A 20,198-nucleotide genomic window follows, 5' to 3' on the forward strand; every position below is an offset into this window, starting at 1 on the left:
AGGATCGCTTCGTGCGCACTCATGAGGACTGGCTCGCCGAGGCCAGCAAGGTGGTCGTCCCGGCCCGCCCGTTCATCGCAGGCCGCTTCGTCGACGCCGGCGCGACGACGTTCGAGAACCGCAACCCGGCCACGGGCGCTCTGCTCGCCGAGGTGGCCGACGCCGGCGCCGAGGGCGTCGACGTCGCCGTGCGCTCCGCTCGGACGACGTTCGACTCGGGCGTGTGGAGCCGGGCGGGTGTCTCCTTCCGTCGCGAGCGGATGCTGCGCTTCGCTTCGCTGATCGAGCAGCACGCCGCCGAGCTCGCCGTGCTCGACTCGCTGGACATGGGCAAGCGGGTGGTCGACGCCCACGACCTCGACCTGCCGTTCTCGGTCAACCTGTTCCGCTACTACGCCGAGGCGATCGACAAGATCAACGACGAGGTGGCGCCGACGCCTCCGGGCACGCTCGGGCTGATCCGGCGCGTGCCGCTCGGGGTGGTCGGGGCCGTCGTGCCGTGGAACTACCCGGTCGACATGCTCGCGTGGAAGGTCGCGCCGGCGATGGCGGCTGGCAACAGCGTGGTCCTGAAGCCGGCCGAGCAGTCGCCCTCGTCGGCGCTGCGGATCGCCGAGCTCGCGGTCGAGGCGGGGATCCCCGAGGGGGTTCTCAACGTGGTCCCGGGGCTGGGCGAGACGACCGGACAGGCGCTCGGGCTGCACCCGGACGTGGACGTCCTCGCGTTCACCGGATCGACCGAGGTCGGCGCCTACTTCCTCCAGTACGCCGGCCGGTCCAACCTCAAGCAGGTGTGGCTCGAGTGCGGGGGCAAGAGCCCCCATCTGGTGTTCGCCGACGCCGAGGACCTCGCGACCACGGCGAAGCAGACGGCCTTCGGCATCTGGTTCAACCAGGGCGCGGTGTGCTCGGCGCACTCGCGCGTCCTCGTCCAGCGGGAGGTCCACGAGGAGTTCGTCTCCCTGGTCGCGGCGGAGGCGGCGTCGTACGCCCCCGGCGACCCGCTCGACCCGGCCTCGGGCATGGGCGCGATCGTCTCGCCGGAGCAGACCGACCGGATCATGCAGTACGTCGGCGGCGCCCGCGCCGCCGGTGCGCGACTGGTCACCGGCGGCGAGCGGCTCCGGCGCGACGGCAGCGACTGCTACGTGCAGCCGACGGTGTTCGACCACGTTGACCCCGCGTCGGCCCTGGCTCGCGAGGAGGTCTTCGGTCCGGTGCTCGCCGTCACGCCGTTCGACACCGAGGAGGAGGCGGTCGCACTCGCCAACGACACGGCGTACGGGCTGGCCGCCTCGGTCGCCACCAGCAACCTGAGCCGGGCCCACCGGCTCGCGGAGCGCATCCACGCCGGCACCGTGACCGTCAACGGCGTGGACGCCTTCAGCGTCTGGACGCCGTTCGGCGGCTTCAAGGGATCCGGTTTCGGCCGCGACCTCTCGCTGCACGCCCTCGACAAGTACGTCGGTCTCAAGACCGTGTGGATCAACCACTGAGCCGACGAGCTCACCAACCCGCCCAAGGGAGTCATCACATGACGCAGTCCAACCAACCCACCGCACTGGCCGCCGAGCAGCAGGCGCTGCTCCACAAGTCGCTGCGGCGCTTCGACATCGTCTTCCTCATGATCGCCGCCGTCGTCGGCCTGGAGACCCTCGGGCAGGTCTCGCTCTTCGGCGCCGAGGCCTTCACCTGGGCACTCGTGCTCGCGGTGTTCTTCCTCGTGCCCTACGGCCTCATCTTCGCCGAGACCGGAGCAGCCTTCAGCGAGGAGGGCGGTGCCTACACCTGGGTCCGCGACGCCTTCGGTCGTCCGGCCGCGGCCGTGGCGGCGATGCTGACCTGGATCACGCAGCCGGTGTGGGTCGGCGGCTCGATGGCGTTCCTGGCCGCCGAGACCGTCAGCGTCCATATCAGCCCGCTCGAGCATGGCTCGTTCGGCGACTACCTCTTCAAGATCGTCTTCATCTGGATCACCGTCCTCGCGGCCATCGTCAGCCTGCGCAAGGGCAAGTGGATGCCGACCAGCGGCGCGCTGCTCAAGGTGGGGCTGCTCGCCTTCTTCGTCTTCACCACGGTGCTCTACGCCGCGCAGAACGGTGTCGTGGGCATCAGCGGTGGCGACTTCAGCCCGAGCCTGCTCGGCCTCTTCGGATCGGTCCCGATCCTGCTCTTCGCCTACCTCGGGTTCGAGTCCTCCAACAGCGCCGCCGGCGAGATGGAGAACCCGGCGCGTGACGTCCCCGTCTCGATCTTCCGCTCCTGCGCCACGGCGGCCGCGTGCTACCTGGTCCCGATCTTCGCGATCCTGCTCGTCGTCCCCAGCGACCAGATCACCGGCATCGGCGGCCTGCTCGACGCGGTCGGCACCGTCTACTCGGTGTACGGCGGAGCGGCGGACGCCATGCTCACGATCACGGCCCTGGTCTTCGTCTACGTGCTGATGAGCCAGGGTGCGGCCTGGATGATCATCTCCGACCGGATGCAGGCGATGACCGCGGCGGACGGGTCGTTCTTCGGCGGCTTCTTCGGCCGCTTCCACCCCGGGCTCGGCACGCCGGTGCGCGTGAACCTGCTCTCGGGGGTGGTGTCCACCGCCTTCATGCTGGTCGCGATGCAGGTGACCGGTTCCGGCGCCTCGATCTTCGGGGTCGTCCTGACCATCTCCATCTCGACGTTCCTGCTGAGCTACCTCCTGATCATCCCGGCCGCGATCCGGCTGCGTCGCCGCTACCCCGAGCGGCCGCGCCCGTTCCGGGTGCCGGTCTCCGACACGGGATTCGCCGTCCTGGGATGGCTCGCGTTCGCGTGGGTCCTCCTCGGATCCTGGGTGGCCGTCTTCCCGGGCACGCTGGAGCGGCTCTTCGGCCAGGAGTACCCGTTCGAGGACATCTGGGGCGTCAGCAACACGACCTTCGAGGTGTTCACCCTCGGGACGCTGGGCTTCCTGCTCGCGCTCTGCGCGGTCGGGTATGCGCGCGGCGCCCGCGTCCGCAACGAGGTCGGCGCGCCCGTGCCGCACTCGGTGCCCGCCGGCGACCCGACCGCCTGACCCGTCGCCCTTCCTTCCCCACATCAGACGAGCCCCACATCAGACGAGGAGTCCTCTCGTGACCCAGCAGACCCCTGTGGCTGCGCCGTACGACGTCCTGTTCGAGCCTGTGCAGATCGGGCCGGTGACCGCGAAGAACCGCTTCTACCAGGTGCCGCACTGCAACGGCATGGGCTACCGCGACCCCAGTGCCCAGGCCGCGATGCGCAAGATCAAGGCCGAGGGCGGTTGGTCGGTGGTGTGCACCGAGCAGGTGGAGATCCACCCGACGTCCGACATCGCGCCCTTCATCGAGCTGAGGATCTGGGACGACCAGGACCTCCCGGCGTTGAAGCGCATCGCCGACGCGATCCACGACGGCGGTGGCCTGGCGGGCATCGAGCTGGCGCACAACGGCATGAACGCGCCGAACCAGCTCAGCCGTGAGGCACCGATGGGTCCCGGTCACCTCCCGGTCGCCCCGGACACGATCGCGCCGGTCCAGGCGCGGGCGATGTCGCTGCAGGACATCGCCGACCTGCGGCGCTGGCACCGCAACGCCGTACGCCGCTCCATCGAGGCGGGCTACGACATCGTCTACGTGTACGGCGCCCACGGCTACGGCACGCCGCACCACTTCCTGTCGCCGCGCTACAACCAGCGCACCGACGAGTACGGCGGGTCGCTGCTCAACCGGATGCGGCTGCTCAGAGAGCTGCTGGAGGACACCGTCGAGGAGTGCGCCGGTCGGGCCGCCGTCGCCTGCCGGATCACCGTCGAGGAGGAGGTCGACGGCGGCATCACCCGCGCCGACATCGAGGGCGTCCTGCGCGAGCTGGGCGAGCTGCCCGACCTGTGGGACTTCGCGATGGGGTCGTGGGAGGGTGACTCGGTCACCTCCCGGTTCGCCCCGGAGGGCCGCCAGGAGGAGTTCGTCGCGGGCCTGAAGAAGCTCACGACCAAGCCGGTCGTCGGCGTCGGACGCTTCACCTCGCCCGACGCGATGGTGCGCCAGGTCAAGGCCGGCATCCTGGACCTGATCGGCGCCGCCCGGCCCTCGATCGCCGACCCGTTCCTGCCGAACAAGATCCGCGACGGCCGGCTGGAGCTCATCCGCGAGTGCATCGGCTGCAACATCTGCGTGTCCGGTGACCTCACCATGTCGCCGATCCGCTGCACCCAGAACCCGAGCATGGGCGAGGAGTGGCGTCGCGGCTGGCACCCGGAGCGGATCCGCCCCAAGGAGACCGACTCCCGGGTCCTGATCGTCGGCGCCGGTCCCTCGGGCCTCGAGGCCGCCCGGGCCCTGGGCGTGCGCGGGTACGACGTCACGGTGATGGAGGCCGGCCGTGAGCTCGGCGGTCGCGTGCGGCGGGAGTCCCAGCTCCCGGGGCTGACCGCCTGGGCCCGGGTCCAGGAGTACCGCGAGGCCGCGCTGGCCGAGCTGCCGAACGTCGAGGTCTACCGGGAGAGCCCGGTGAGCGCCGAGGACGTCGTCGAGTTCGGCTTCGACCACGTCCTGGTGGCCACCGGCGCCACCTGGCGCACCGACGGCGTCGCCCGCTTCCACACCACGCCGCTGCCGATCGACGCCGGCGCCCAGGTGCTGGGACCGGAGGACCTGCTGGCGGGCCGGCTGCCCGAGGGTCGCAAGGTCGTCCTCTACGACGACGACCACTACTACATGGGCGGCGTGCTGGCCGAGCTGCTCGCCAGGAACGGGTACGACGTCTCGCTCGTCACCCCCGCGGCGCAGGTGTCGTCGTGGACCGTCAACACCTTCGAGGTCAACCGGATCCAGCGCCGCCTCATCGAGAACGGCATCACCCGCGTCACCGACCACGCCGTCACCCGCGTCGGCGTCGGTGGCGTCGAGATCAAGAACGTCTACGCGGGAGCGACCCGGCAGCTGGAGTGCGACGCGGTCGTGCTGGTGACCGCTCGCCTCCCGCGCGAGGAGCTCTACCTGGACCTCGTGGCCCGCCGCGACGCCGGCGAGCTCGGGTCGGTGCGCGGCATCGGCGACGCCTGGGCACCCGGCACGATCGCGGCCGCCGTCTGGTCCGGGCGCCGCGCCGCCGAGGAGTTCGACGCCACGCTGCCCCCGAACGACGAGGTTCCGTTCCGTCGTGAGGTCACCGAGCTCGCCCCGCTGCCGCTCGAGGTCGTCCGATGAGCGGCGTCGAGCAGGTCGAGGTCCTCGTCGTCGGAGCCGGCCAGGCCGGGATCGCGATGAGCGAGCACCTCTCCGACCAGGGGATCCCGCACGTCGTGCTGGAGCGCGACCGGATCGCCGAACGTTGGCGCACCTGGCGCTGGGACTCCCTCGTCGCCAACGGCCCGGCCTGGCACGACCGGTTCCCCGGCATGGAGTTCGACGACGTCCACCCCGACGCCTTCGCGTCGAAGGACCAGGTCGCCGACTACTTCGCGGCCTACGCGAAGATGATCGCCGCGCCGGTCCGTACCGGCGTCGACGTCACCGCGGTGACCCGGCACGAGGGCCGGCCGGGTTTCCGCGTGGAGACCTCCGACGGCGTCATCGACGCACGGTTCGTCGTGGCCGCGACGGGGCCGTTCCAGCGACCGGCGATTCCGCCGATCATCCCCGCCGACGCCGGCCCGGTGCAGCTGCACTCCACCGGCTACCACAACCCGGAGCAGCTGCCGGAGGGCGCGGTCCTCGTCATCGGCGCGGGCTCGTCCGGCGTACAGATCGCCGACGAGCTGCGCCGAGCGGGGCGCACGGTCTACCTCTCGGTGGGACCGCACGACCGGCCGCCGCGCAGCTACCGCGGGCGGGACTTTTGCTGGTGGCTCGGCGTCCTCGGGCTCTGGGACGTGGAGACGCCGGCGAGCGGCGCCGAGCACGTGACGATCGCGGTCAGCGGTGCGCGGGGCGGCCACACGGTCGACTTCCGCGACCTCGAGGGGATCGGCGTCCGACTGCTCGGCATGACCGCGTCGTACGTCGACGGCGTGCTGCGCTTCCAGCCCGACCTCGCCGCGAACATCGCTGCCGGTGACGACAACTACTTGCGGTTGCTCGACGCCGCCGACGCCTGGGTGGACCGCAACGGCGCGGACCTGCCCGAGGACCCCGGGGCCCGGATCATCGGTCCCCTGCCGTCGGCGGCCACCGACCCGCTGCTCGAGCTCGACCTCAACGCGGCGGGCGTGACCTCGATCGTCTGGGCGACCGGATTCACCCTCGACTACGGCTGGCTGCAGGTCGACGCCTTCGACGACGCCGGGCGCCCGGCACACCGACGCGGCGTCGCGTCGGAACCGGGCGTCTACTTCCTCGGCCTGCCGTGGCTCTCGCGCCGGGGCTCCAGCTTCATCTGGGGCGTGTGGCACGACGCGAAGCACATCGCCGGTCACATCGCGACCCAACGGTCCTACCTGAGCTATCCCGGCCCCGACGGGACCGCTGGGTCCACCGGCACCACCACCACCAAGGAGAACCAGTGAGCATCGTGGCTGGCGGTCACACCCGGATCCGCCCGTTCAACACCCGCGACACCTACCCCGAGCAGAACCTCGACAACGACCTCTGCCAGGCCGTCGTCGCCGGCAACACGGTCTACGTGCGCGGCCAGATCGGGCAGGACCTCGACACCAGCGAGTCGGTCGGCATCGGTGACGTCGAGGCACAGACCGAGCAGGCCATGGCGAACATCCGGATGCTCCTCGAGGAGGCCGGGGCGCAGATGGAGCACCTGGTCAAGCTCACGATCTACATCGTCGACCCGCGCTACCGCGAGACCGTCTACCGCACCATCGGACGCTGGACCAAGGGCGTGCATCCCATCTCGACCGGGCTGGTGGTCTCCGCGCTCGCGCGGCCCGAGTGGCTGGTGGAGGTCGACGCCATCGCGGTGATCCCGACCGGCGTCCCCACGGGCGCCCCCACCAATACCGAGGACGACCGGTGACCTTCTCCATCCTGGCGACCGACGGCAACGGCGCCGTCGGCATCGCCGTCACCTCGTCCAGCCCGGCCGTGGCCGCGCGCTGCGCGCACCTGCGCCCCGGTGTCGGCGGAGCCTCGTCGCAGAACATCACCGACCCGCGCCTCGGGGCCGAGCTCCTCGACGCCCTCGAGAGCGGGCTCGGTCCCGAGGCCGCGCTGGCGAAGGTCACCGACGGACGCGCCCTGATCGAGCATCGTCAGCTGACCGTGCTCAGCCCCGACGGCAGGGGTGCGGCGTTCTCCGGCGAACGGTCCCTCGGCGTGCATCACCACGTCGTCGCCCCGAACCTGGTCGCCGCCGGGAACCTCCTCGCCGACAAGGCGGTCGTCGACGCCGTCGCCGAGGGCTTCACATCCGCCGGAGGTGAGCTCGAGGAGCGGCTGCTGGCGGCGCTCGACGCCGGCCTGGCCGCCGGGGGCGAGGCCGGCCCGATCCGGTCCGCCGGCCTCGCCGTGGTCCGTGACGTCGCGTGGCGTGTCACCGACCTGCGGGTCGACTGGAGCGACGCCCCTCTGCGCCGGCTCCGCGAGCTGCTGGACGTCTGGCTGCCGCAGCGCGACGACTACGTCACCCGCGCGCTCGATCCCACCGCCGCGCCGTCGTACGGCGTGCCCGGGGACGAGTGAGGGCATGAGCAAGACCACCGTCGCCCGACAGATCGCCGTCGACGCCGAGCGGCTCATCGGTCTCTCCGAGCAGCTGCACGCCCATCCCGAGACGGCCTGGGAGGAGCACAACTCCTCCCGATGGGTCGCCGAGGCGCTGGTCGAGGCCGGCTTCGACGTCACCCCGGCCTACCTCGGCCTCGAGACCGCGTTCCACGCGACCTACGGCAGCGGGCCGTTCCGGGTCGCCCTGTGCGCCGAGTACGACGCACTGCCGGGCCTCGGCCACGCCTGCGGGCACAACCTGATCGCCGCCATCGCCGTCGGCGCGGCGCGGGCACTGGCGCCGCTGGCCGACGCCGCCGGTCTCACCATCGAGGTCTACGGCACGCCGGCCGAGGAGGGCGGCGGCGGCAAGATCGAGCTCCTCGAGCGCGGCGCCTTCAGCGGCGTCGACCTCGCGATGATGGCGCACCCGGCACCGGTCGACGTCGCCGAGGCGGAGCCGTTCGCGGTCTCGCACTCCCACGTCGAGTTCCGCGGCAAGGCCTCCCACGCGGCGGCCTACCCCGAGCAGGGGATCAACGCGGCGGACGCCTTCACAATCGCCCAGGTCGCCGTGGGGCTGCTCCGCCAGCAGCTGCCGTCCTCGGTGCGGGTGCACGGAGTGATGACCAACGGGGGAGAGGCGCCCAACGCGATCCCGGCCCGTACCGAGGGCCGCTGGTACGTCCGCGCCGAGTCCCTGGCCGAGCTCGCCGCGACCGAGGAGAAGGTCTGGCGCTGCTTCGAAGCCGGCGCGCTCGCCACCGGCTGCCAGCTCGAGGTGACGCCGGAGAGCAAGCCGTACGCCGAGTTCCGCACCTTCGGGCCAGCCCTCGAGGCCTACCGACGCAACGCCGTGGAGCTGGGCCGGGTCTTCGACGAGAGCTCGCCGGCGCGACGGATGAACCGCGCGTCCACCGACATGGGCAACGTCTCCCAGCTCGTCCCCGCGATCCATCCCTACGTCGGCATCGGATCGCTGCCGGCGCTCAACCACCAACCAGAGTTCGCCGCGCACTGTGTGGGCGGCGACGCGGAGAGGGCCCTCCTCGACGCGGCCACCGCACTCGCCTGGACGGCCCTCGACCTCGCACCGGAGACACCATGACCACGCCCACCGCACAGACTCGTGTCGAGAAGGACTCGCTCGGAACGGGGGAGGTCCCGGCCACGGCGTACTGGGGCATCCACACCGCCCGCGCACTGACCAACTTCCCGATCAGCGGCACGACCGTCGGCAGCCACCGGCACCTCGTCGCGGCCCTCGGTGCGGTCAAGCTCGCCGCCGCCCGCAGCAACCACGAGCTGGGCCTGCTCGACGACCGTCGATTCGAAGCGATCGGCGCGGCCGCGGAGGAGGTCCGCACCGGTGAGCTCGACGACGAGTTCGTCGTCGACGTCATCCAGGGCGGCGCCGGCACGTCCACCAACATGAACGCCAACGAGGTCATCGCCAACCGGGCCCTCGCGATCCTGGGCCTGCCGCGCGGTCGGTACGACGAGATCCACCCGCTCGACCACGTCAACCGGTGCCAGTCGACCAACGACGTCTACCCGACCGCCGTGCGGATCGCGCTGCTCGCGTCGCTCGACCAGCTCGCGGTCGCGATCGGCGCGCTGGCCGACGCCTTCGCGGCCAAGGCCGCCGAGTTCCATGGGGTGCCGAAGATCGGCCGGACGCAGCTCCAGGACGCCGTACCCATGACGGTCGGACAGGAGCTGCGCGCGTACGCCGTGACGCTCCGCGAGGAGCTGGCCCGGATCGAGGACTCCCAGGCCCTGCTCTGCGAGGTCAACCTCGGCGCCACCGCGATCGGGACCGGCATCACCGCGCACCCGGACTTCCGGCGGCGCGCCGTGGCGCACCTGTGCGAGATCACGGGGCGTCCGCTGGTCGGTGCGAGCGACCTGATCGAGGCGACCAGCGACACCGGCGTGTTCGTCCAGGTGTCGGGCGTCCTCAAGCGGATCTCGGTCAAGGCGTCGAAGATCTGCAACGACCTGCGGCTGCTGTCGTCGGGTCCACAGACCGGTCTCGGCGAGCTGCGGCTCCCGCCCCGCCAGGCCGGCTCGAGCATCATGCCCGGCAAGGTCAACCCGGTCATCCCGGAGATGGTCAACCAGGTCGCCTTCTGGGTGATCGGCAACGACGTGACCGTGACGCTGGCGGCCGAGGGCGGGCAGCTGCAGCTCAACGCCTTCGAGCCGGTCATCTGTCACGGCCTGCTGCAGGGGTCGGCGTGGATGACCGCCGCGTTCGACGCCCTGCGGGAGCTGTGCGTCGACGGTCTCACGGTCGACGCCGCCAAGCTCAGCGCGGCCGCTGCGACCAACGCCGGCCTCGCCACCGCCCTGACGCCCCTGCTCGGCTATGCGCGGTCGGCCGAGATCGCCGCGGCGGCTCTCGCCGGCGCGGGCGACGTGCGCACCCTCGCGCTGGCGACGGGCGGACTCGACCCCGCGGTCGTCGACGCCCTGTTGAGCCCGGAGACCCTCGCCAACCTCGAGCCGCCGCAGTAGCGGCCGGTGGTTGCGGCAGTTCCGGGCAGTTGCCGGAGGTCGGACGCGGGGCGGCGCGTGATGTACTGCGGTGGCGATGACGTCGGCCGACCGCTGGCTCGTACCGCGACCAGCACCTAGGAGACGCCCCCATGATCCTCGAGCACGCGCCGCTTCCCGTCCGTCCGGGCATGGAGGAGGAGTTCCTCGCCGCCTTCGAGCAGGCGCGACCGATCATCGCGGGGATGCCGGGATGTCGTGGCGTCCGCCTGTCGCGCTGCGTTGAGAAGCCGAGCCAGTTCCTGCTCCTGGTGGAGTGGGACAGCCTCGAGGCGCACACCGAGGGCTTCCGTGGGTCGGCGCAGTACCAGGAGTGGAAGCGGCTGCTGCACCACTTCTACGACCCGTTCCCCGAGGTCCTGCACTTCAGCGACTGCTGAGCTCAGCCTCTCGAGCTTCCTCTCAGACGCCCTCTCGGGGGACCCCTAGCCGGCTACGGGCGTAGCCGGCCCCGCCGCGCGCCGTCACACGGCCCGCGACGAGTCGTCGCCGCGTTCTCGTGGCATGCCCCCGCCGGGGGGCTCTTTCTCATTGCCGAATCTCACTTGTCAAGATCTGACAAGTCAATGTGATCAAATGCACGGTTTTCGCTTGCCTAAATGTTACGCAACTCCTGTCAAGTCAGCGCCAGTGACGCGGCGCTCTAAGAAGGAGGACTCAGATGCGTACTGCGAAGCGAATGCTGGCGATCGGTCTCATCGCGCTCGTGACGGTGATCGGCGCCAACGCCGCCGGCGGAAACGACTCCGTTCCGCGGGCTGAGTACATCTGCTGCTGACTCGGGACAGTTGACACGAATCCCACCGGGGCCCGCTCGTGGCGGACCCCGGTGGGACCACCAGAGCTCAGTGCAGGATCGCGTCCGATGCGGTACGCGCGGTCGGGCGGACCCGGAGCAGCCCCGTCGAGGCACCCGCCCGCTTGAACGCGTCGAGGGCGCCCTCGGCGTCGCCGGCCTCGGAGAGCAGCGAGCCGAGCTCGAACCACAGCTGCGCGGCGTCACGGTCGACCCCGATCCCGGTGAGGATCTGGACCGCGCGCTGGTATTCGCGCCGCGCCTGGTCCGGCCGCCCCTGGGCGGCGGCAAGCTCGCCGCGCAGCGCATAGGCAGACGCAGCCACGATGGAGGCACTCTCCGGCAGCATCTCCAACGCCTTGTTGAGGCAGTCACCTGCGTCGTCGAGTCGGCCGAGGATGAGGTGGGCCCGGCTCCGGATCAGCCACTGGCGGGCCACGTCGATCGAGCTGGCGGACGACCACAGCATCTCGCGCTCCGCCTGGGTCAGCGTCTCGAGCGCGCCGTCGGCGTCGGGCGGGTCCAGCTGGAGCTGGAGGTTCGCGAGCTGTGCCCGCAAGCGGCTGAGGTTGCGCGCGTCCTCGCCGAGCTCGAAGAGCGCGAGCGCCTTCCGGGTGAGCTCGAGGGCTGAGTCGTGGTTGCCGCGCCGCGCTTCCAGGAGGCTGGCGTTCCAGTAGGCCGACGCCCGGGCCACAGTGGAGTCGTACTTCTCGGCCGCCTCGATCGCCCGTCGACAGAGGACCATGGCGTAGGCCGTGTCGCCGCGGAGCATGTAGGCGCCCGCCACCGTCAGGCTCAGCTGGATCGCCTCGGTCAGCCCGGAGATGCCCAGCTCCTCGATGGTCTCCGCGGCGCGCTCGCCGATCGAGATCGCCCGGCTGAGGTCACCGGAGTCCCGGTAGCACCGACTGAGCGCGATCAGCACCTTGAGCCAGGCGCGGTCGGCGGTCGGCCGAGCGGCGAGCTCCTCCAATGCGTCGATCGCCGCGCCGAGGTCGCCGGTCGCCTCCAACGCGAACGCGCGGACCTCGAGAGCGCTGCGGCGTACGTCGTCGAGAGGCGTGTCGGCCACCTCGGCCAGCACGGCCGTCGCCCGATCCAGCGCTTCTTGCGCATTGCCGCCCGCGAGCGCGAGCTCGGCGTGGTCGACAGCCACCTGCAGCCGCCGACGCTCGACGGACGAGACCCCGAAGAGCAGTTCGTCCAGCGTCGTGCCCAGGCGCTCGGCCATGCGGCCGAGCAGCTCGGGTCCGGGGCGTCGCTGCCCGTCCTCGATCCGCGACACGTAGGCTGCCGAGACCTCGCCGGCGGCGAGCTGGGCCTGCGTCAGGCCGGCGGCGATCCGGGCATTGCGGATGCGCCTGCCCAGTTCGGCGGAGTCGATGCTGCGGCTCATCTCGGCCGTCTCAGGCGTCATGTGATCCATTGTGCCTGCGCTGTGCCAGTCGCGTTGTCCGAGTGCGACAGAAATTGTCCAAAACTGTCATCAATGGTTCAGCCGCCACCGTTGTCGCCCCCGAGCGAGCCCGGCGCGGTGGGCGGCGGAGGATCGAGCTGTACGCCGTGCCCGGACCGGATCGCGCGGGCGACCTGCCTCACCCACTCGTCGTCGTCGACCTCGATGCCGCGGTCGGCGAGCTCGGCGACCAGCCGCTGCTCGACGTCGACGGCGGCGTCCTCGGTGTAGGCCGTCGAGGTCGCGTCGATCGCCTCGTGGGAGAGGGCGCGCAACTGTGCGGTGCTGGGTGTGGCGCTCACGTGAGTGGGGTACCCCGTCCGTGAGGCAGCGAACCATCCGCACGAGGTTCGGGTGTGGCATGAGTACGAATCGCCTCGGACGGTTACGGTCACAAGGTGACAACTGCCGCACGCATCGTCGTGGTCGACGATGCGCCCGACGTGCGCCTGCTCGTGCGTACCATGCTGCGGGTGTCCGGCAGCTTCGACGTGGTCGGTGAGGCGGGCGACGGCGAGGCGGCCGTCGCTCTGGCCGAGCGCGAGCAGCCCGACCTGATGCTGCTCGACGTCTCGATGCCCCGGATGGACGGCCTCTCGGCGCTGCCCCGGGTGCGGGCGGTGTCCCCGCGCACCCGGGTGGTGCTCTACACCGGCTTCGACGAGCGCGGTCTCGCCCGGCGGGCACGCGAGCTGGGCGCAGCGGCGTTCCTGGAGAAGTCGGCGAAGGCCGAGGAGGTCGTCGAGACACTGCTCGCCGCGCTTCCCGACGACCGGCGTGCCGCGGTGGACCCGCCCGCCGTGGACGCCGACGCCGGCGACGACAGCGTCCTCACCGAGCACCTCGAGCGGTTCCGTGAGGTGTTCGAGGAGGCCGCGATCGGCATGGCGACCATGACGCTCAGCGGCCACCTGGTCCGCACGAACCGGGCGTTCTCCCAGCTGGTCGGCCGCCCGGTCGAGGAGCTCGTCGGCGCGCCGTACGCCGACCTGGCCGGTGACCAGACGGGTGCGGCCGTGGCCCGGGTGGAGTCGGGCGAGCAGGACGTGGCCCAGTTCGAGCACGACGTGCCCGGCACCGGTCGCCGCGCGCTCGCCACCATCGCGCCGGTGCGCGACTCCCACGGCCGAGCGCTGTACCTCTTCCTCCAGCTGCAGGACGTGACCGCCCAGCGGGGCGCGGAGAAGGAGCTGCTGCTCAGCGAGGAGCGGTTCCGGCTGCTGGTCGAGGCGGTCGAGGGCTACGCCATCTTCATGCTGGACCCGTCCGGCCACGTGATGAGCTGGAACGCCGGGGCCGAGCGCATCAAGGGCTACACCGCCGAGGAGATCATCGGCCAGCACTTCCGGAACTTCTACCCGCCCGAGAAGCAGGCCGAGCAGCACCCCGAGCACGAGCTGGAGTGGGCGCTGCGCGACGGCCGCTACGAGGAGGAGGGGTGGCGGGTCCGCAAGGACGGCAGCCGGTTCTGGGCGAGCGTGCTGATCACCGCCGTGCGCGACGAGACCGGGCGGCACATCGGCTTCGCCAAGGTCACCCGCGACTTCACCGAGCGCCGTCGGATGCTCGAGGACCTCGAGGACGCCAACCGTCGCCTGCACGACTCCGCCCGGGAGCAGGCCGACTTCCTCTCGGTGACCGCGCACGAGCTGCGCACCCCGATCGGGGTGGTCGGGGCGGCGATCGACATCCTCGCCCGGCACGCGGACGACCTCACCGGTGACGAGCGCGGTGACCTGCTGGAGTCGATGGCGGGGAGTGCGAGCCGGCTGCGGCGGCTGCTCAACGACCTTCTCACCGCCTCCCGCCTCGAGGCCGGCACGGCGGAGTTCCGGCGTGAGCCGTTCGACGTCGGGCGCGTGCTGCGGCGTGCCGTCGACTCCGTGGCCACCGTCATGCCGTCGGCCCAGATCACCGTCGAGGCACCGGCCGGGTTGACCGCGTACGGCGATCCCGACCGCATCGCCCAGGCGGTCGAGAACCTCGTCGCGAACGCCGTCACCCATGGCGCCCCTCCGGTGCACGTGCTCGCCGTCCACCGCGACCGCTGGGTCGACGTCCGGGTGAGCGACGCAGGGGCCGGTGTGCCCGATCGGGTCCGCGAGCGGCTCTTCGAGCGGTTCGTGACCGGCAAGCCCCGCTCCGGGACCGGGCTGGGGCTCTACATCGTCCGCGAGATCGCCCGTGCCCAGGGCGGACACGCGCGCTACGAGCCGCCCACCGCCGACAGGCGGGGAGCCTTCGTCGTCACGATCCCGGGTGAACCGTGAGCACGGCCGGGGGGTTGTTGCGGGTCCTGCTCGTCGACGACGTGGCGGACATTCGCACGGTGCTGCGGATGGCGCTGAGGATGCGCGGCGGGTTCGAGGTCGTCGGGGAGGCGGCGACCGGCTCTGAGGCCGTCCGGCGCGCCGCCGAGCTCCAGCCCGACCTGGTCGTCCTCGATCTCGCCCTCCCCGACCTCGCCGGGCGGGACGTGCTCACCGGCGTCCGGGAGCGCGCGCCCGCCTCGAAGATCGTCGTCTTCACCGGGTCCGACCCGAACGACGAGGGCTGGGTGGCGTCGCAGGCCGAGGGCTACGTCGTCAAGGACGCCGAGATATCGCACCTCATCGACATCCTGGAAGTCGTCGCCCGCCCCCGCAGCGACGAGTACGTCCTCGAGCTGCCCGCCGACCTGGCCAGCGCCGGCCGGGCCCGCCGGTTCCTGTGGGCGAGCCTCGGCGGGCAGCTGGGCAGCGACCTGTACGACGACGCCGCACTCGTCGTCAGCGAGCTGGTCACCAACGCCGTCACCCATGCCCGGTCCGAGTGCCGGCTGCTGCTCTCGCTGACGCCGGCGTCCCTGCGTATCTCGGTCGCCGACTCCGGACCCGGCACCCCCGAACCGCAGCCGCACAGCGCGGTCCGGGAGCACGGTCGCGGCCTGCAGCTGGTGGGCGGGATCGCGACCGCGTGGGGCATCGACACCGACACCAGCGGTGGCAAGGTGGTCTGGGCGGAGGTGTCGCGCGCCACCAGCACCGTATGAAGGGCACGGTATGAAGGGCCTCATGCACAACGACGTGACACCGCGCTGGACGCCCACGGCCGAGCAGGCGGAGCGCACCGCTCTGCACCAGTTCGCCCGCAGCCTCGGCCGCGAACACGCGGCCCCAGACCTCGGTGGTGAGTACGCCGCGTTGCACCGCTGGTCGGTGGAGCGGCTCGAGGAGTTCTGGCGTGCGGTGTGGGACCACTTCGAGATCGTGGCCGACGGCGATCCCACCACCGTGCTGGCCGACGACACGATGCCGGGCGCCCGGTGGTTCCCCGACGTGGCGCTGTCCTACCCCGAGCACGTCCTGCGACAGGGAGCCGATCCCGAGCGGGTCGCGCTGCGGCACGCCTCCGAGCTGCGGCCGCTCGACACCTGGACCTGGGGTCGGCTGAGCGCGGAGACGGCGCGGATCCGCGCCGGACTGAGACGGCTCGGCGTCGGCCGCGGCGATCGCGTGGCGGCGTACCTGCCCAACATCCCGGAGGCGCTCGCGGCGATGCTCGCCACCACGAGCCTGGGAGCGGTGTGGTCCTCGTGCTCGCCGGACTTCGGGACCAGCACGGTGCTGGACCGCTTCGACCAGATCGAGCCGACCGTGCTGCTGGCCGTCGACGGCTACCGGTACGGCGGCCGCGACTTCGACCGCCGCGACATCGTCGCCGACCTCACCGCCGGACTGCCGACGGTCCGGCACACGGTCGTGCTGCCCTATCTGGGCACCGGCGACCTGCCCGGCACCGCGTGGGACGACGCCTTCACGCCGACCGAGGAGCCCCTGGAGTTCGAGCGGGTGCCGTTCGACCACCCGCTGTGGATCCTCTACTCCAGCGGGACCAGCGGGAAGCCGAAGGCGATCGTCCACGGCCACGGCGGGATCCTGCTCGAGCACCTCAAGACCGCGGCGTTCCACGTCGACGCCCGCGAGGGCGACCGGGTCTTCTGGTTCACCACCACCGGCTGGATGATGTGGAACTTCCTGGTCTCCATGCTGCTCACGCCGGCGGAGATCGTGCTGTACGACGGCAGCCCCGCGGCTCCCGATCCCGCGGCGTTGTGGCAGCTCGCCGACGATGCCGGCGTCACGGTGTTCGGCACCAGTGCCGCCTACCTGCACGCGCAGATGAAGCTCGGCGTCGAGCCGACCGTGGGTCGCAGCCTGGCCGCGCTACGCGCGGTCGGGTCCACGGGCTCGCCGCTCTCGCCGGCCGGCTTCGAATGGGTCTACGACCACCTCGGCGAGCACGTCTGGCTGTTCTCCATCTCCGGGGGCACTGACGTCTGCTCCGCGTTCGTCGGCGGGGTGCCGACGCTGCCGGTCCATGTCGGGGAGCTGCAGGCGCCGGCGCTGGGCGTGGCGCTGGAGTCGTGGGACGAGGACGGCACGCCGGTGGCGACCGGTGAGGTCGGGGAACTGGTCATCACCCGTCCGATGCCGTCGATGCCCGTGGGGTTCTGGAACGACCCCGAGGGGCATCGCTACCGCGAGGCCTACTTCGACTTCTTCCCCGGTGTGTGGCGGCACGGCGACTGGATCGAGCTGACGCCGCACGGCGGTGCCGTCATCCACGGGCGCTCCGACGCGACCATCAACCGGGGCGGCATCCGGATGGGGACGGCCGAGATCTACGCCGCCGTGCTCGGCGTCGACGGCGTCGTGGACGCCCTCGTCGTCGACGTCCCGCCCGCCGACGCCAGCGCCGACTCCTGGATGCCGCTCTTCGTGGTGCTCGAGCCCGGGCGCGAGCTGAGCGACGACATGGTGACGGCGATCCGCCAGCGGATCCGCTCGGACTGCTCGCCGCGGCATGTCCCCGACGCGGTGGTCCCGACGCCCGCCGTACCCCGCACGCTGACCGGAAAGGTGCTCGAGGTGCCGGTCAAGAAGCTCTTCCTCGGCCACGATCCCGAGCAGGTCGCCGCGCGCGACGCGCTGGCCAATCCCGAGGCGCTCGACTGGTTCGTCGCCTGGGTGCGGGAGCATCCGGTGCGGCCGGGACTGTGAGACCCGTCTCTTTGGAACGATCTGATCCGGCACGGGGATGAGACCGCCCTTCCCAGCGGGTGTCTTCGCTGGCATGGTGCCGACGTCCCCGGCAACCGGGGCCGCCCGCCAGACCGAAGGAGCCTGATGCGCATCGGAGTGACCCGCGAGACGCGGCCGGGGGAGACCCGGGTCGCCGCGACGCCTGCCACCGTGAAGCAGTTGGTGGCCCTGGGGTACGACGTCCTGGTCGAGAGCGGCGCGGGGGAGCGGGCCGACGTCACCGACGCGGCGTACGCCGAGGCCGGCGCCACGATCGGCACCGCGGACGAGGCCTGGGGCAGTGACGTGGTGTTCCGGGTCAACGGCCCGACGCTCGACGAGGTCGGCCTGGTGCAGGACGGCACGATCCTCGTCTCACTGCTCGCGCCCGCGCTCAACCCCGAGCTGGTCGACGCGCTCGCCGCGCGGCCCGTGACCGTCCTCGCGATGGACGCCGTCCCCCGGATCTCGCGGGCGCAGTCCCTCGACGTGCTCTCCTCGATGGCCAACATCGCCGGCTACCGTGCCGTGATCGAGGCCGCCCACCACTTCGGGCGCTTCTTCACCGGACAGGTGACCGCGGCCGGCAAGGTGCCGCCGGCGAAGGTCCTGGTCGCGGGCGCCGGTGTCGCCGGCCTCGCCGCGATCGGCGCCGCCTCGGCGCTGGGCGCGATCGTGCGGGCCACCGACCCCCGGCCCGAGGTCGCCGACCAGGTGAAGTCGCTGGGCGGTGAGTACCTCGCCGTCGAGGTCGACGAGCAGATGGAGTCCTCCGACGGGTACGCCAAGGCGACCTCGGAGGCCTACGACAAGCGAGCCGCGGAGATCTACTCCGAGCAGGCCGCCGACGTCGACATCGTCATCACCACCGCGCTCATCCCGGGGCGGCCGGCGCCGCGGCTGCTCACCGCCGCCGACGTCGCGTCGATGAAGGCCGGCTCGGTCATCGTCGACATGGCCGCCGCCCAGGGCGGCAACGTCGAGGGCAGCGTCGCCGGAGAGGTCGTCACGACCGCCAACGGCGTCACGATCATCGGCTACACCGACCTCGCGGGCCGCCTGCCCGCGCAGGCCTCGCAGCTCTACGGCACCAACCTCGTCAACCTGATGAAGCTGCTGACGCCCGGCAAGGACGGCAAGGTCGTGCTCGACCTCGAGGACGTCGTCCAGCGTGGCATCACCGTCGTCAAGGACGGCGAGAAGCTGTGGCCGCCGCCGCCCGTGCAGGTCTCGGCCGCCCCCGCCGCACCGGCTGCCGCCGCACCGGCCGCGGAGCCGAAGCCGGCGAAGAGCCTCTCGCCCCAGGCCAAGCTCGGCCTGGTGGGCGTCGGCATCGCCCTGCTCTTCTTCGTCACGGCCGCCGCCCCGCCGCAGATCGCGGGGCACTTCACGGTGCTCGTGCTCTCGGTGGTGATCGGCTTCTACGTCATCGGCCACGTCCACCACGCCCTGCACACGCCGCTCATGTCGGTGACGAACGCGATCTCCGGGATCATCGTGATCGGTGCCATGGGCCAGATCCTCACCTCCGACAGCTTGGTCAAGGTGCTCGCGTTCGTCGCGGTGCTGCTGGCCTCCATCAACGTGTTCGGCGGCTTCGCCGTGACCCGCCGCATGCTCGGCATGTTCCAGAAGGGCTGACCCATGGATCTGGGAATGGACATCGTCTCGATCAGCACCGGCGCCTACCTCGTCGCCGCCCTCCTCTTCATCCTCTCCCTCGCGGGTCTCTCCAAGCACGAGACCGCCAAGCGCGGCCTGAGCTTCGGCATCGCCGGCATGGCGCTCGCGCTCGGTGCGATGGGCCTGCGCGTCATCGACGGCGGCGACGAGCTGGGCATGATGGGCGAGGTCGGCCTGCTGCTCCTCGCTCTGGTCATCGGTGCCGCCATCGGTCTGTGGCGTGCCCGTCAGGTCGAGATGACCGAGATGCCCGAGCTCATCGCGCTGCTGCACAGCTTCGTCGGCCTCGCCGCCGTACTCGTCGGCTGGAACAGCCACCTCGAGCTCCACGACGCGCACGCGTTCGGTGGCGACGAGACGCTGGCCAACATCCACGACGCCGAGGTCTTCATCGGCGTCTTCATCGGGGCCGTCACCTTCACGGGCTCGATCGTCGCCTTCCTCAAGCTCTCGGCCCGGATCAAGTCCGCGCCGCTGATGCTGCCGGGCAAGAACCTGCTCAACATCGGCGCGCTGGTGCTCTTCGCCGGCCTGACCGTCGCGTTCCTCGTCGACGCGCAGCTGTGGATGCTCATCGCCGTCACCGTGCTGGCGCTCGCGCTCGGGTGGCACCTGGTGGCCTCCATCGGCGGCGGCGACATGCCGGTCGTCGTCTCGATGCTCAACAGCTACTCCGGCTGGGCGGCCGCTGCCGCGGGCTTCCTGCTCGGCAACGACCTGCTCATCGTCACCGGCGCGCTGGTCGGCTCCTCGGGTGCCTACCTCTCCTACATCATGTGCCAGGCGATGAACCGCTCGTTCTTCTCGGTCATCGCCGGTGGCTTCGGCATCGAGGCGAAGGCCGACGACACCGACTACGGCGACCACCGCGAGATCGACGCCGAGGGTGTCGCCGACCTGCTCGCGTCGGCGTCCTCGGTCGTCATCACGCCCGGCTACGGCATGGCGGTCGCCCAGGCGCAGTACCCCGTCGCCGACCTGAC

16 protein-coding genes are annotated in these 20,198 nt (G+C 71.4%); 14 read left to right on the forward strand and 2 right to left on the reverse strand.

Annotated elements, in window-relative coordinates; genetic code table 11:
* Nucleotides 1-11: 11 nt before the first annotated feature.
* The 9 genes from VGE38_RS16555 (at nt 12) to VGE38_RS16595 (ending at nt 10,597) form a co-directional block, all read left to right on the forward strand.
* On the forward strand, nt 12-1,496 hold the full coding sequence (locus VGE38_RS16555) for an aldehyde dehydrogenase (RefSeq protein ID WP_331143657.1): 1,485 nt from the start codon (nt 12-14) through the stop codon (nt 1,494-1,496).
* A 38-nt stretch (nt 1,497-1,534) separates the two neighbouring features.
* A complete protein-coding gene (locus VGE38_RS16560) occupies nt 1,535-3,052 on the forward strand; it encodes an APC family permease (RefSeq protein WP_331143658.1) in 1,518 nt (505 codons plus the stop codon).
* Nucleotides 3,053-3,110: 58 nt separating this feature from the next.
* The gene (locus tag VGE38_RS16565; RefSeq protein WP_331143659.1) at nt 3,111-5,207 is read left to right on the forward strand and encodes an oxidoreductase; all 2,097 of its coding nucleotides are present in this window, start codon (nt 3,111-3,113) and stop codon (nt 5,205-5,207) included.
* Nucleotides 5,204-6,505 (forward strand): flavin-containing monooxygenase, encoded by a 1,302-nt coding sequence (locus VGE38_RS16570; protein ID WP_331143660.1) that lies wholly within the window; start codon nt 5,204-5,206, stop codon nt 6,503-6,505. Before VGE38_RS16565 ends, VGE38_RS16570 begins: the two co-directional genes overlap by 4 nt.
* Complete coding sequence (locus VGE38_RS16575) at nt 6,502-6,969, forward strand: RidA family protein (RefSeq protein WP_331143661.1); 468 nt, start codon at nt 6,502-6,504, stop codon at nt 6,967-6,969. The genes VGE38_RS16570 and VGE38_RS16575 overlap by 4 nt, the downstream gene beginning before the upstream one ends.
* Complete coding sequence (locus VGE38_RS16580) at nt 6,966-7,634, forward strand: DUF1028 domain-containing protein (protein ID WP_331143662.1); 669 nt, start codon at nt 6,966-6,968, stop codon at nt 7,632-7,634. Before VGE38_RS16575 ends, VGE38_RS16580 begins: the two co-directional genes overlap by 4 nt.
* A 4-nt stretch (nt 7,635-7,638) precedes the next feature.
* Nucleotides 7,639-8,766 carry a M20 family metallopeptidase gene (locus VGE38_RS16585; RefSeq protein ID WP_331143663.1) on the forward strand — a complete coding sequence of 376 codons (1,128 nt, stop codon included), beginning with the start codon at nt 7,639-7,641 and terminating at the stop codon, nt 8,764-8,766.
* On the forward strand, nt 8,763-10,178 hold the full coding sequence (locus tag VGE38_RS16590; RefSeq protein ID WP_331143664.1) for an aspartate ammonia-lyase: 1,416 nt from the start codon (nt 8,763-8,765) through the stop codon (nt 10,176-10,178). Before VGE38_RS16585 ends, VGE38_RS16590 begins: the two co-directional genes overlap by 4 nt.
* Before the next feature lie 131 nt (nt 10,179-10,309).
* Nucleotides 10,310-10,597, forward strand: a complete 288-nt coding sequence (locus VGE38_RS16595; protein WP_331143665.1) for an antibiotic biosynthesis monooxygenase family protein — start codon at nt 10,310-10,312, stop codon at nt 10,595-10,597.
* A gap of 465 nt (nt 10,598-11,062) precedes the next feature.
* Here VGE38_RS16595 and VGE38_RS16600 read toward each other — a convergent pair whose 3' ends face one another.
* Together VGE38_RS16600 and VGE38_RS16605 are read right to left on the reverse strand one after the other, a co-directional pair.
* Nucleotides 11,063-12,430 carry a helix-turn-helix domain-containing protein gene (locus tag VGE38_RS16600; RefSeq protein WP_331143666.1) on the reverse strand — a complete coding sequence of 456 codons (1,368 nt, stop codon included), beginning with the start codon at nt 12,428-12,430 and terminating at the stop codon, nt 11,063-11,065.
* 77 nt (nt 12,431-12,507) lie between these two features.
* Entirely contained in the window at nt 12,508-12,771 is a 264-nt protein-coding gene (locus tag VGE38_RS16605; RefSeq protein ID WP_331143667.1) for a hypothetical protein, read from the reverse strand.
* A gap of 96 nt (nt 12,772-12,867) precedes the next feature.
* Here VGE38_RS16605 and VGE38_RS16610 point away from each other — a divergent pair, with 96 nt between their 5' ends.
* From VGE38_RS16610 to VGE38_RS16630, 5 genes are all read left to right on the forward strand, one after another.
* A complete protein-coding gene (locus VGE38_RS16610; RefSeq protein WP_331143668.1) occupies nt 12,868-14,739 on the forward strand; it encodes a PAS domain S-box protein in 1,872 nt (623 codons plus the stop codon).
* On the forward strand, nt 14,736-15,500 hold the full coding sequence (locus tag VGE38_RS16615; RefSeq protein ID WP_331143669.1) for a response regulator: 765 nt from the start codon (nt 14,736-14,738) through the stop codon (nt 15,498-15,500). The genes VGE38_RS16610 and VGE38_RS16615 overlap by 4 nt, the downstream gene beginning before the upstream one ends.
* A gap of 22 nt (nt 15,501-15,522) precedes the next feature.
* A complete protein-coding gene (locus VGE38_RS16620; RefSeq protein ID WP_331143670.1) occupies nt 15,523-17,511 on the forward strand; it encodes an acetoacetate--CoA ligase in 1,989 nt (662 codons plus the stop codon).
* A gap of 126 nt (nt 17,512-17,637) precedes the next feature.
* A complete protein-coding gene (locus VGE38_RS16625) occupies nt 17,638-19,173 on the forward strand; it encodes a Re/Si-specific NAD(P)(+) transhydrogenase subunit alpha (protein WP_331143671.1) in 1,536 nt (511 codons plus the stop codon).
* Nucleotides 19,174-19,176: 3 nt separating this feature from the next.
* Nucleotides 19,177-20,198: NAD(P)(+) transhydrogenase (Re/Si-specific) subunit beta (locus tag VGE38_RS16630; protein WP_414690995.1), on the forward strand; the 1,022-nt coding region annotated here is incomplete at its 3' end.

It is taken from the genome of Nocardioides sp. (assembly GCF_036405735.1).
In the GTDB taxonomy this organism is placed as follows: Bacteria; Actinomycetota; Actinomycetes; order Propionibacteriales; family Nocardioidaceae; genus Nocardioides.

What these genes read in the sequence shown, in the direction of transcription:
- VGE38_RS16595 (WP_331143665.1), top strand. Translation starts at nt 10,310, where the DNA reads ATGATCCTCGAGCACGCGCCGCTTCCCGTCCGTCCGGGCATGGAGGAG.
- VGE38_RS16620 (WP_331143670.1), top strand. Translation starts at nt 15,523, where the DNA reads ATGCACAACGACGTGACACCGCGCTGGACGCCCACGGCCGAGCAGGCG.
- VGE38_RS16585 (WP_331143663.1), top strand. Translation starts at nt 7,639, where the DNA reads ATGAGCAAGACCACCGTCGCCCGACAGATCGCCGTCGACGCCGAGCGG.
- VGE38_RS16570 (WP_331143660.1), top strand. Translation starts at nt 5,204, where the DNA reads ATGAGCGGCGTCGAGCAGGTCGAGGTCCTCGTCGTCGGAGCCGGCCAG.
- VGE38_RS16600 (WP_331143666.1), bottom strand. Translation starts at nt 12,430, where the DNA reads ATGACGCCTGAGACGGCCGAGATGAGCCGCAGCATCGACTCCGCCGAA.
- VGE38_RS16560 (WP_331143658.1), top strand. Translation starts at nt 1,535, where the DNA reads ATGACGCAGTCCAACCAACCCACCGCACTGGCCGCCGAGCAGCAGGCG.
- VGE38_RS16590 (WP_331143664.1), top strand. Translation starts at nt 8,763, where the DNA reads ATGACCACGCCCACCGCACAGACTCGTGTCGAGAAGGACTCGCTCGGA.
- VGE38_RS16625 (WP_331143671.1), top strand. Translation starts at nt 17,638, where the DNA reads ATGCGCATCGGAGTGACCCGCGAGACGCGGCCGGGGGAGACCCGGGTC.